Raw genomic sequence first — 12,597 nt, forward strand, 5'->3', positions numbered from 1 at the left:
GGTATAGAAGGGGACGGAATATGGATCGTTTGAAAATAGGCATCACTTGTTATCCGTCTCTTGGCGGCTCAGGCGTAGTAGCGACTGAATTAGGAAAACTCTTGGCCGAGAAGGGACATGAAGTTCATTTTATTACACACAGCATTCCGTTTCGGTTAGGGAAATTCCAGAAAAATATATTTTACCATGAGGTAGAGGTTAATGATTATTATGTATTCAAATATCCTCCTTATGATTTAGCACTTGCTACGAAGATGGCTCAGGTTGCCAAAATGCAGAATTTAGATCTGTTTCATGTTCATTACGCCGTTCCGCATGCTGTTTGTGCTTTCCTTGCTAAGCAGATGCTTGGTAATGATATAAAAGTTGTAACGACTTTGCATGGCACTGATATTACGGTACTTGGACAGGATGAATCGCTAAAAGATCTAATCCGTCTTGGAATTAATGAAAGTGATGCCGTAACAGCCGTATCGAAGGATCTCATTAGAGAAACACGAGAAGTGCTGGATATTACGCGCGAGATCGACCTCACTTATAACTTCGTTGATCATCGTGTCTATTATCCACGGGATGTATCGAATCTGCGAGAAGATTTTGCTTCTCCTGAGGAGAAGATCTTGATGCACATCAGTAACTTCCGCCCAGTTAAAAGGGTAAGCGATGTTGTCGATATCTTTGCTAAAGTGAATCGTGAAATCCCTTCACGTCTGCTGCTTGTTGGCGAAGGGCCGGATCTTCCTAAGATTCAAGCTAAGATCAGTGAAATGGGTCTGGATGATAAAGTCCGCTTCTTAGGAAGACAGGATGAGATTGCTCAAGTTATTTCGTTGGCTGATCTTCTTCTGTTACCTTCTGAGAAGGAAAGCTTTGGTCTGGTCGCCCTGGAAGCGATGGCCTGTGGTGTTCCGACTATAGGTTCGCAAACCGGAGGCATTCCGGAGCTCATAGAACATGGCAAGACAGGATTCATTGCTCCAATTGGTGATACAGAAACTATGGCGAAATATGCAATCAAATTCCTATCGGATGATCGCATGGTGGAGCAGTTCAGACAAGCTTGTCTGGAAACGGCCTGCAAAGATTTCTGTAAGGATTCGATTACAAGTCAGTATGAGGATATATATTACCGTGTGCTCGGGCGCAAGGTACCTAGACTGGATACAGTCAGGGGGTAAGGAGTTCGTAATGAAATGGAAAATGGCGCCATCTGCTATGGCTCTTGCGGCGGAAAATGTAATTTCTGAGCTAACGCAAAACGGCCATGAGGCTTTTTGGGTTGGAGGCTGCATTCGCGATGAGCTATTGGGTAGGCCAGTGCATGATATGGATATTACAACTTCAGCAGTGCCGGAGGAAGTGATAGCCATCTTCGCACGCAGTATTCCGACAGGGCTAGCACATGGGACGGTCACCGTGCTTCAGGATGGGCATGGATTTGAGGTGACGACATACCGAACTGAAAGCGGATATGTCGATCATCGTCGTCCGGACCATGTTGAATTTGTTAGTGATGTGAAGGAAGATCTTCGTCGTCGTGATTTTACGATTAACGCGATATGCTGCGGGCTGGGTGGAGATTTGATTGATCCCTTCGGAGGCGAGAAGGATCTAGCTCTCCGTGTGATCCGCTGTGTGGGTGATGCAGAGGAACGGTTCGATGAGGATGCGCTTCGCATGCTTCGCTGCGTTCGTTTCGCATCGGTGTTAGATTTCTCCATCGCTAAGAATACGTGGAGGGGGCTCCTGCGTCAGCGAGATAAGCTGGCGCATATTGCTGTGGAGCGTGTCCGCGCGGAGCTGGACCGCATCGTAGAGGGGCCGCATCCTCGGCGCGGCCTTGCTATGCTAGCGCGCTGTGAGCTGCTCGCGCGCGGCAAAGCCCCGTTCCCCTGGACCGGAACCGATCTGGCGGCTGCTGCCGCTTTAACGGCCGGGATAGGGGAACTGAGAGCGCCCACCTGCGGTGGGCGCTTCTCCTCCATGCCCTGAAGCAGTCGGCCCAAGAGGCCGATGAGCTGCTGCGGGCATGGACGTTCTCTGGGATGACGCGTACCAGCGTCGTCCAGGTGCTGCGGGTCCGCGAAGCTTGGACCGCTGCCCTGGAGGCTGTGCCGCCGGGGGGACCGGGCGGCACGGATCTACTGCGGCGGCGCTGGATCGCCGCAGTGCTGACCTTCGGCGTGGAAGCCGCCGAAGGGTGGCTCTCGCTGCTGGCGATCCTGCCAGCAGCTGCCCTTCCCGCTGCGAATCAGCCAGCGGTCACGGAAATCTCGCCCGCTGTCACTATGGTGCCTGCAAGAGAGTGGATCGCACAAATGCCATTGAAGAGTCTCTCGGAGCTTGCTGTTACAGGCAATGAGTTGGCGGAAGTGCTTGAGAAACGTCCAGGACCTTGGCTTGGCAATATGCTAAGTGCACTTCTGCAGGCGACTGCTTCGGGAGATCTTCTTAACAATAAACAAGAATTGCTGCTTGAAGCAAAAAGGATGGATGGACATGAGCTATGAAAAAGCGCTGTCGCTAACCGGGTTGAAGCAGGAAGCTTCTGATTCGAATTGGCTAGACAGAGTTCAGCTCCTGGAGTCTGTCGTATCTACTCAGGAGGAAGCCAAACGATTGGCGGAAAACGGTGCGCCAGAAGGAACAACCGTAATCGCTGAAGAACAGACCGGTGCTAGAGGGCGAATGGGTAGGAAATGGTTTTCTCCTCGTGGCAAAGGCATTTGGATGAGTATTGTATTGCGTCCGAAGTTACCTTTGTTACAGACTCCTCAGTTAACACTGCTTGCTGGGGTTGCTGTCTGTAAGGCAATTCGCCGTGTAACCGGAGTAGACGCCGGGATTAAATGGCCAAATGATTTGCTTGCGGGCGGTCGAAAGATATGTGGAATTTTGCTCGAGTCTTCTCTAAGAGAAGGAGAGCTTCATTATTGCATCGCCGGGATTGGAATTTCTGCGAACTTGACTGAAGACGATTATCCTGATCATCTGAAGGAAGTAGCGACTTCTCTTCGGATTCAGCGGGGCGGTGTCCCTATTGACCGTTCGGAGCTGGTAAGAGTTGTATTGAATGAGTTAGAGCTGCATTTCAATCTATACATGGAACAAGGTTTTAAACCTATCAAAGAGCTGTGGGAGTCGATGTCAGTTACTTTGGGTCGCCAGATCGCTCTGAATAGCCCTCAGGGACGATCTGAAAGTGTTGTGGTAGGTTTGGATGAGTTAGGTGGACTAATCCTTAAAAACAGCGCAGGAGAGATTTCTAGCGTATGCTCAGGTGAAATCGAGCTTTTATAAATCTTTTTTATATGACAGGGTGTCATCCCCTGTCATATTTTTTTCGTGTATTTCCGAGTCCTTTTTGTTATACTATGGGGCAGAGGCGGTATCGTTTTGCGAACTGTACTCTTGATCTGATGAACTTATAATGGTTTTATTATTGGAATCACCTTCATAACTGCGTTAGACGGTTACGTTGGATTCTGCTCTGAGCCGTAAGGACCGAGACAGAAGGGACGATCGCGAGTGACTCTTTTTTGCCCTTCGGACCTTTTTAGCAAATCGTTGCTAAAAGGTTTTTTTGTTGCGATTTTTACGGGGATGTAATTTCAAAAAGGAGGACGAAGAGAGAAATGGCAAACAAACAAGCACTTAATATTGTGAAAATGAAAAAAATGAAAGCAGATGGTGAGCGGTTAAGCATGCTGACTGCTTATGATTACCCATCGGCTCTACTTGCTGAAGAAGCCGGTATCGATCTTATTCTGGTGGGTGATTCCCTGGGAAATGTGGTACTTGGATATGATACAACTTTACCTGTTACGATTGACGATATGGTCTACCACACTCGTTCGGTAACTCGGGGCGCACAAAAAACATTCATTGTGGCAGATATGCCATTTATGACCTACCACGGAAGTATAGATGAAACCTTGCGGGGTGTGCGCAGACTGATGCAGGAAGGGCGGGCTCATGCCGTCAAAATGGAAGGCGGTCTCGAAATTTGTGAGACAGTTACTGCGGTTGTAGCTGCGGGAGTTCCTGTGCTGGGGCATATTGGACTTACACCGCAATCGGTAAATATGATTGGCGGCTACCGCATTCAAGGTAAGGACGCCAAAGATGCAAAACGTCTGATGGATGAAGCTAAGGCCCTTGAAGCAGCAGGTGCTTTTGCAGTGGTACTGGAGCTGGTGACAGAAGAAGTGGCACAAGCAATTTCTGAGGCACTGAGCATTCCGACCATTGGGATTGGTGCAGGTCGTTATTGTGATGGACAGGTATTGGTTTTCCATGATTTGTTGCGTTATGCCTCACCCTACCGTGAGAAACGTTTTGTCAAAACCTACGCGGATGTGGGTAGCCTGATTCGTGAGGGTATCAGCCAATATGTGCAAGAAGTGAAGAATCGCTCGTACCCAGATGAAGGTCATGTTTTTAAAGCAGATGAAACCGTTCTGGAATCTTTATACGGCGGTGCCGGAAAGGATGGGGAATAAGATGAGAGTCGTCAGAAGCATTAAGCAACTGCGCGAAGCTTTGGAATATATGAGACAAGGTGGGCATACCCCGATTGGGTTTGTTCCAACCATGGGATACCTGCATGAAGGACATGCCAGTCTGCTTCGGCGGGCAGGAGAAATGAGCAACACGGTCGTTATGAGCATATTTGTGAACCCGCTGCAGTTCGGACCGAATGAGGATTATGATTCCTATCCGCGCGATGAAGAGCGTGATTTGGAGCTTGCGGAACGCGAAGGTGTCGATATTGTATTTATCCCCAGTGTGGAAGAAATGTATCCGCAGCCTACCCGGACTACTGTCTCGGTATCAGAGCTTACCACTCGACTTTGTGGGGCTTCGCGTCCAGGGCATTTTAATGGCGTAACAACAGTTGTTAATAAACTATTCAATATCGTGCAGCCAGATTATGCTTTCTTCGGGCTAAAGGATGCTCAGCAAGTAGCTGTGCTCCGCAGAATGGTATCTGATTTGAATATGAATGTTGAAATTGTACCTTGCCCTATCGTTCGTGAAGGAGATGGACTTGCACTTAGCTCGCGTAACGTATTCTTATCTCCAGAGGAACGTTCTCAAGCACTGGTGTTATCTCGTTCCTTGCGTGAAGCACGTCAGTCTATTGAAGAAGGAAAAGTAACAACCGTTGCTGAAGTGCGGGAATTGTTGACCTCGGTTATTTCCAGCTCTCCTTTGGCGATCATTGATTATGCGGAAATACTGACTTTCCCTAATCTGGAAGGCTTAGAGAACGAAGTTTTATTAACGGATGTAAATGAGGAAATTATTATTGCGCTTGCCGTGAAGTTTGGCAGAACGCGATTAATTGACAATAATGTATTTATTCCAAAGGAGGTTGCCGCTCTTGTTTAGACATATGATGAAATCCAAAATTCACCGCGCGACGGTGACAGAAGCGAATTTGAATTATGTGGGAAGTATTACCATTGATGAGAACTTAATGGAAGCGGCAGATATTCTTGAGAATGAAAAAGTGCAGATCGTGGACAACAATAATGGTTCACGGTTAGAAACCTATGTTATTCCAGGGCCTCGCGGCAGTGGTGTGATCTGCCTAAATGGTGCAGCTGCACGTCTTGTTCAACCGGGAGATACAGTAATTATTATTTCGTATGCGATGTTGTCTTCGGAAGAACTGGAGTCGCATAAGCCAACGGTGGTATTCGTGGATGAGAACAACAGACCAGTGAAGCTGGCTGATCATGAATTGCATGCTACAATCGCTTAAATTATGGACTTACGCCATGTAATGAATGGCAGGGATGAAAGACCCCGTTCTCGCAGAAAATGAAGTCAGGCAAGCTGAACTGATTTCATCTTCAGTAAGGGGGGATAGCCCATGTTTCAACATTTGTTTGCTGAAATGAACAAGGTGCTTCAGGAGATCGTTACAGATTACCCTACAGCGGAGGGTGCCCGCCGGAATGAGCTTTTATGCAATTATAATATGCTGCATCGACTTAGTGATAAAGTGATGGATGAATGGCTGGCCTTTGCAGAGAAGCTAAGTCACTTTCGTGAAAGTGTAGATTTTACGACTGTGGTTGAAGAGGAAGTGCCAGAGCAGGAAGCACCCGAGCTGTGCATGGATACTTTTGTCAGAGGTCAAGGGTATTATAAGCTGCTGATGTATGGGAAATGTATTGAACAGTTTAAGGAAGTTATTGTGCAATATCCGGATAGCTTGGCTGCTCGATTATATTTAGCCATCTCTTACCTGCAGGAAGGGGAGGGGGAAGCTGCTTGGAGTCATCTGAACCATATGCTCGGTTTGATACGGGAAACCAAGCTGAAGGCAATGGTTTATAACGCTTTAGGTTGCATCAGGGCCTCTCAAGAACGGTTCAATGAAGCGCAGGAGCTGTTTGGCCTTTCTTTGCAACTTGACCCGGCACTTCCTGAACCAACCGTTAATTTGGAGGTTTGCCGCCGCCGAGGAGGTAAGCTTCATTTCGGAAATCAGCTTGTTTCATTATTGTAAATTATTACGTTTACGGTTTATTATTCCGCATTTTCATTCAAGCGATGCATCCCCTGAACCAGTGGTGTGCATCGCCTTTTTTCGCAACTTCTGTTATGCTGATTAAGAGTCTCAATTGAAAGGGAATAGAATTATAATGAAATTTGCCGTGCTTGATTTTGAAACAACGGGAACCCAATCCGTGGGTGAAATTATCCAGGTTGGCCTTGCAATTATAGAAGAAGACCGGTCCATCTCCCGGGTATATGGTTCCTATGTCAAGCCCGGAACGCCGATACCTCCTTTTATAACTGGTCTAACGGGGATTACCGACGATGATGTAAAGGATGCACCTGAGCTGGATGAGATGATGATGGAGCTTGTCCCACTCTTGGATGATGTTGTGCTTGTAGGGCATAATGTCGCATTTGACTTCCATTTTTTGCAAAATGCTTTAGACCGATGTGGGTATTTACCATTTCAAGGGCGGATTTTAGATACGATTGATTTTCTGAAAATCTGCTTTCCTTCTCTCACATCCTATCAACTAGGATCAGTTAGTGCACATTTTGGAGTGACGCATGATCGTCCGCATCAGGCAGACAGTGATGCACTCGCAACTGCTCTTGTATTGCTGAAATGTCTGGAGGAGCTCTACGATTTGCCTCTGCTGACGATTCAGAGACTCTGTGAGCTGTTTACGGAAGAGGATAGTGATCTGGGTTGGTATTTTGATGGTCTGCTGCGTGAACGGGAAGCGGAGACGCTTCAGCCCGAAGGTGATCTGACTTTCTATCGTCAATTAGCGCTTGCTGTAGGAGACTGGAATGAATTAGCTCCACCTCGAGACGAGCATGCTGAGAATCCACTACACAATTTATCTTTTACAGATTATATGGATGAAGTAACGAAACGACTTAAAGAAACTTTGCCACAGTATGAAAGCCGAGAAGCTCAGGATATTATGATCAATGAGGTGATGACGGCACTTGCCGAAGACAAGCATCTATTGATCGAAGCAGGGACAGGAACCGGTAAATCCCTTGGTTATTTATTGCCTGCCATATACCAAAGCGTACGAACTAATGAAAAAGTCATGGTCAGCACTCATACTATTAATCTGCAGGATCAATTGCGTGAGCGTGATATTCCTTTGTTAACGCAGGTAGTTCCTTTTCCATTTAAAGCTGCAATTTTTAAGGGCAGAGGGCATTATTTGTGTCTTCGTAAGTTCGAACATAAAATTAATAAAAAAGACTTTATAAGTCCGAGGGAAGATGCGCTTACTGCGGCTCAGATGATCGTTTGGCTGACACAAAGTGAATCAGGAGATGACGAAGAGCTCAATCTAAGTGGACGTGGCGGAGATTTTTGGGAGACGGTGGCAAGCGATACCGATTCTTGTCTGGGTCGCTCGTGTCCTTGGTTCCGTAAGTGTTATTATCATCGGGCTAAGCATGAAGCTGGTATTGCAGACGTGGTCATTACGAACCACTCTAAGCTTTTCGCAGATGTTAAGGCTGGGCATCAACTACTTCCCGCTTATGAACATCTTGTAATAGATGAGGCCCATCATCTGGAGGACGTGGCTGGCAAGCATTTAGGCATGCATATGAAGCATTTCACGGTGGCACATACATTATCGCGTCTTTATAAGGATAGTCGAAATGGCCAACTTCCTACACTTCGCCAAATGCTTCAGTCATCAGGCAGTGAGGAAGCTTCTGAATGGAGCGGAGTGATCGATAGAATCTATCCGGACCTGCTTACCGTAAAAGAAACCTGGGATCTGCTTAGTGATAAACTATTCAGCCTCTTGCCGGAACGTAGCGATGCAGCGGCGGGAGAAGCCGGCCAGTTAGTCATGCGGCTACTTCCTACCCGTAAACCGAATGATTGGGATGAATTGGTTGCTTTAGAGAATACTATGAATCTGACATTAAGCGAAATTATCCGTAAAGGTGATAAAATGCTTAATGAGATGCGAGATCAAGAAGGTCAATCTTCCTCAGATAGTCTAGTTACCGATATTAGCGGCTTATTTAAGGATTTAGCTTCTATACGTGAGCAAGTACGGTTTTTTATGGGATTAAATGATGAGAATGTAGTATATTGGCTGGAGGCGAATGGAAATTATCGCAGTAAATCGCTACAGCTGTATGCCGTTCCTGTTGATGTTAGTACTCAGCTTAAGGAGCTGTTTTTCGACAAGAAGAAAAGTATCGTACTAACTTCGGCGACACTCTCTGTGGATAAATCTTTCCAGTTTATGATTGATAATCTCGGACTTAATGAAGCTGCGGAAGAGGGGCGTCTGATGACATCACTCCTGCCTTCTCCCTTTAAGTATCGGGAGCAGGCGCTGTTAGTTATTCCGCGGGATTTCCCTAGTGTGAAGGGGAGTGTAGGCGATGCCCGATTTGTCGATACACTCGTACAGTCACTAGCAGAAGCAGCTATTACAACACGTGGGCGGATGCTTGTCCTGTTTACTTCTTACAAGATGCTACGCCAGGTTTACGATCCTCTGAAAGAGGCTCTAGCCTCACAAGAGATCACGGTGCTAGGTCAAGGCGTGGAGGGGGGCAGCCGTAGCAAGCTGATCCGCCGTTTTCAGGACAGTGCAGCTTCTGTACTATTAGGAACAAGCAGCTTTTGGGAGGGTGTAGATATTCCAGGTGAAGCATTAACATGCTTGGCCATCGTGAGGCTCCCATTTCAACCGCCAAACCACCCTCTAGCGGAAGCGAAGTCTGAGTTATTACAAGCCCAGAAAAAGAATCCGTTCATGAAGTTGTCTGTTCCTCAGGCGGTTATTCGCTTCAAGCAAGGATTTGGGAGGCTGGTACGGACAGCGCAAGATCGGGGTATTGTTATTGTGTATGACACAAGGGTGATAGAATCTCACTATGGGAAGTATTTCCTCTATTCGTTGCCTGGCCCGAAAATGGAGCATATGCTTACGGATCAAATGGTTCCTCGTATAGCGGAGTGGTTGGAAGACGGAGGCGTTTCTTGAAAAGAACGTCATCGATCTTATTAATCACTCTACAAGGAAGGGCGGTATAAGAATACCGCTCTTCCTTGAGACGAGGTGCAGATATTTCGATAGGATTTGAACAGAATATCACTTAAATTAGGAGGTAAATTATGAAATCGGATAAAATATCAGAAGCCGTTGTTCGCAGACTTCCTGTGTACTTGCGTTTCTTGAATGATCTCCAGAAACGTGAAATATTAACCGTTTCCTCACAAGAACTAGGACAAAAACTTGATTTAAATCCTGCTCAAATTCGTAAAGATTTAGCTTATTTTGGAGACTTTGGTAGAAAAGGTATCGGGTATGACGTAACTTATCTTATTGAAAAAATCCGTCATATTCTGAAGCTGGATCAACAATTGAATGTGGCTTTAGTAGGTGCTGGTAACCTTGGACATGCATTATCTAATTACAATGCTTATCTGAAAGATACTATGAAGATTACCGCTATATTTGACTCCTATGCACCTAAGGTAGGGCGGAAAATCAACTCTCTTACCGTTCAACCGATGGAGGAGCTTGGTCAGACGGTTCGTGAGCAAGGTATTCGAATTGGGATAATTACTGTGCCTGATTCAGAAGCGCAGAATGTAGCAGATATTCTCATTGAGTCTGGCATTGAGGCGATTTTGAATTTTGCACCAGTGATTCTAAAAACACCATCGAATATCCGTGTTCATGCTGCCGATTTTACAACGGATTTGCAAAGCCTTGCTTATTATTTGAAAGACGGAAAGGAAGAAAGCGGAAATGAAGAGCAGTAAAACGATTATTAAGGGCGGGCGTTTTCTTATTCCGGGAACGGATGAGCCGGTTCTGAGCGGATATATGACTATTGAAGATGATTTGATCACTTACATAGGAAAAGAAGAACCTTTAATGGAAGATGATGTGCAAGTTGTTGATGGCAGTCGTCTGCTGTTTATGCCAGGTCTGGTAAACACACATGGCCATGCCGCAATGTCATTGCTTCGTGGTTATGGAGATGATTTAGCACTTCAGGTGTGGCTTCAAGAGAAGATGTGGCCGATGGAAGCGAAATTCACTGGAGAAGATGTATACTGGGGAACCTCCTTGTCGGTACTGGAAATGCTAAAAGGTGGTACTACAACCTTCTTGGATATGTATGATCATATGGATCGAGTAGCAGAGGTAGTCGAATTATCAGGCATCCGTTCCGTACTGATGAGAGGCGTAATCGGATTATGCCCAGAGGAAGTACAAAATCACAAGCTTGCGGAAGCGATTTCTTTTGCACGAAATTGGCATGGTAAGGCTGATGGTAGAATTACGACGATGATCTCGCCACACGCCCCATATACTTGCCCACCGGACTTCTTTGTTAAGTTTGTACAAGCGGCACATGATTTGGATTTACCGATGCATACCCATATGTCCGAGACCAAACGCGAAGTGGAGCAGAATGTGGTGGATTACGGACTTCGGCCTGTAGCGCATTTAGAGAAGCTTGGAATGTTCACACGTCCGTCTATTGTTGCACATGGCGTTCATTTGAATGATGAAGAGATCGAGATACTGGCTCGTCATGATGTAGGCGTGTCTCATAACCCAGGAAGTAATCTGAAACTGGCTAGTGGAGTGGCTCGGGTTACGGATCTTCTAAAGGCTGGTGTGAAGGTGTCACTGGGTACAGATGGTGCGGCAAGCAATAATAACCTGGATATGTTTGAAGAGATGCGTCTTGCAGCCCTCATCCATAAAGGTGTAAGTGGTGATCCGACGGCTGTCCCAGCTCCGGAAGCGCTGCGTATAGCTACAGAGTATGGCGCAAAGTCTATCTTTTTAAATGATGTGGGTAGACTCGCTGTTGGCATGAAAGCGGACTTTATCGCGATTGATATAGACCAGCCGCATTTGCTACCACACACAGATCTGTTGTCTCATGCTGTATACTCTGCCAGCGCCAAGGACGTTGAGCATGTATGGGTGAATGGTAAACAGGTTGTAAAACATGGAGAATGTATAACGCTAGATGAGGAAGCAATCCGTCGTAAGGCGCAAGAATCATTTGATGGACTGCTTAAACGATAGTCTAAGATCATAACGAATAACTGAAAGGCTGTGACTTTCTGCGATTGCAAAGTTACAGCCTTTTGTGTTTCTGATAATTAGATCATTGAATTGGATATGAAACTTTGGATAAACACACAGGTGTGTTATATAATCAAAAAAGATATATTACTAGAAAGGGAGCTGTACCTTGAAGAAAAGGAAAAAATGGATCCTCCTGGGGTCAGTTCTGATTCTGCTCCTTCTGTTCGGACTTATCCAGTTCTATGCTTATATTATGAAAGATCAATGGAACGAGCGAGATATCGCTAAGGATGTCGCTAAAACCAGTGCTGGTCTGACAGAGGTAACCAAAGCGCAGAAATCCGTGTGGGATGATAATGCGGTGTACTGGGTCTTAACAGGGAAGAATGAAGCCGGGACCGAGTTGATGGTTTGGGTACGTTTTACTGTAGACGGGAAGTTTGCTGAAGGAACCGACGCAGTATATGCTGAAGAACTAAGTAAAGGGACCTCTGAAGCGAAAATGCGTAGCCTTATAAAAGCCGATCTTCCGGACATCAGCATTGAGCGGTTGTTGCCAGGAGTATATAACGGGGAGTATGCTTGGCAGCTTTTTTATAAACAAAGCGGTCGATATTATTATCAATTTTATCGGTTCTCAGATGGGGCTCGAATGGGTGAAGGTTACAGTTTACCTAGCCGCTAAATTAAACAAAAGCATTATAGGAGAAACAAGCGGACCATTTATGGTTCGCTTGTTTTTTAAATGACATATTATTTGATATACTATAAGTACACGAATTGTGATATACTATAAGAGTAGTTTTTATGTATTGGTATTTAAAGATTCATACGAAAAAAGGTCTGTTAGTTAAGAGTAACAGCCCTTTTTTTTGTCGAATTAAATCAATAAATTTAATAAAATGGAAAGAATTAAAAAATAAAATTTTAAATATCTTCACACTTTTTTTCAATATAGTATATACACCTGTGATATACTACTGTTTGTAATTAGAACAGT

12 protein-coding genes are annotated in these 12,597 nt (G+C 45.6%); all 12 read left to right on the forward strand.

Annotated features, from left to right (window positions below):
* Nucleotides 1–20: 20 nt before the first annotated feature.
* The 12 genes from bshA (at nucleotide 21) to MKX60_RS13615 (ending at nucleotide 12,282) form a co-directional block, all read left to right on the forward strand.
* Nucleotides 21–1,178: an N-acetyl-alpha-D-glucosaminyl L-malate synthase BshA gene (gene bshA / locus MKX60_RS13560; protein WP_341060084.1), complete on the forward strand. Its 1,158-nt coding sequence runs from the start codon at nucleotides 21–23 to the stop codon at nucleotides 1,176–1,178.
* 10 nt (nucleotides 1,179–1,188) lie between these two features.
* Complete coding sequence (locus MKX60_RS13565; RefSeq protein ID WP_341060085.1) at nucleotides 1,189–1,992, forward strand: CCA tRNA nucleotidyltransferase; 804 nt, start codon at nucleotides 1,189–1,191, stop codon at nucleotides 1,990–1,992.
* Between the two features lie 53 nt (nucleotides 1,993–2,045).
* Complete coding sequence (locus tag MKX60_RS13570; protein WP_341060086.1) at nucleotides 2,046–2,510, forward strand: hypothetical protein; 465 nt, start codon at nucleotides 2,046–2,048, stop codon at nucleotides 2,508–2,510.
* Nucleotides 2,500–3,300: a biotin--[acetyl-CoA-carboxylase] ligase gene (locus MKX60_RS13575; protein WP_341060087.1), complete on the forward strand. Its 801-nt coding sequence runs from the start codon at nucleotides 2,500–2,502 to the stop codon at nucleotides 3,298–3,300. The genes MKX60_RS13570 and MKX60_RS13575 overlap by 11 nt, the downstream gene beginning before the upstream one ends.
* A gap of 335 nt (nucleotides 3,301–3,635) precedes the next feature.
* Nucleotides 3,636–4,502, forward strand: a complete 867-nt coding sequence (gene panB / locus MKX60_RS13580) for a 3-methyl-2-oxobutanoate hydroxymethyltransferase (RefSeq protein ID WP_076284579.1) — start codon at nucleotides 3,636–3,638, stop codon at nucleotides 4,500–4,502.
* A 1-nt stretch (nucleotide 4,503) separates the two neighbouring features.
* Entirely contained in the window at nucleotides 4,504–5,394 is an 891-nt protein-coding gene (gene panC / locus MKX60_RS13585; RefSeq protein ID WP_341060088.1) for a pantoate--beta-alanine ligase, read from the forward strand.
* On the forward strand, nucleotides 5,387–5,770 hold the full coding sequence (gene panD, locus MKX60_RS13590; protein WP_042129504.1) for an aspartate 1-decarboxylase: 384 nt from the start codon (nucleotides 5,387–5,389) through the stop codon (nucleotides 5,768–5,770). Before panC ends, panD begins: the two co-directional genes overlap by 8 nt.
* Before the next feature lie 111 nt (nucleotides 5,771–5,881).
* On the forward strand, nucleotides 5,882–6,523 hold the full coding sequence (locus MKX60_RS13595) for a tetratricopeptide repeat protein (protein ID WP_042190119.1): 642 nt from the start codon (nucleotides 5,882–5,884) through the stop codon (nucleotides 6,521–6,523).
* Nucleotides 6,524–6,659: 136 nt separating this feature from the next.
* On the forward strand, nucleotides 6,660–9,521 hold the full coding sequence (gene dinG, locus MKX60_RS13600) for an ATP-dependent DNA helicase DinG (protein WP_341060089.1): 2,862 nt from the start codon (nucleotides 6,660–6,662) through the stop codon (nucleotides 9,519–9,521).
* Between the two features lie 131 nt (nucleotides 9,522–9,652).
* Nucleotides 9,653–10,306 (forward strand): redox-sensing transcriptional repressor Rex, encoded by a 654-nt coding sequence (locus MKX60_RS13605; RefSeq protein WP_076284581.1) that lies wholly within the window; start codon nucleotides 9,653–9,655, stop codon nucleotides 10,304–10,306.
* Entirely contained in the window at nucleotides 10,293–11,594 is a 1,302-nt protein-coding gene (locus MKX60_RS13610) for an amidohydrolase (protein WP_076284582.1), read from the forward strand. Before MKX60_RS13605 ends, MKX60_RS13610 begins: the two co-directional genes overlap by 14 nt.
* 169 nt (nucleotides 11,595–11,763) lie before the next feature.
* On the forward strand, nucleotides 11,764–12,282 hold the full coding sequence (locus MKX60_RS13615; protein WP_076284583.1) for a cell wall elongation regulator TseB-like domain-containing protein: 519 nt from the start codon (nucleotides 11,764–11,766) through the stop codon (nucleotides 12,280–12,282).
* Nucleotides 12,283–12,597 lie beyond the last annotated feature (315 nt).

Origin of the sequence: Paenibacillus sp. FSL R5-0914 (genome assembly GCF_038004525.1) — a bacterium.
Classification (GTDB): Bacteria; Bacillota; Bacilli; order Paenibacillales; family Paenibacillaceae; genus Paenibacillus_AQ.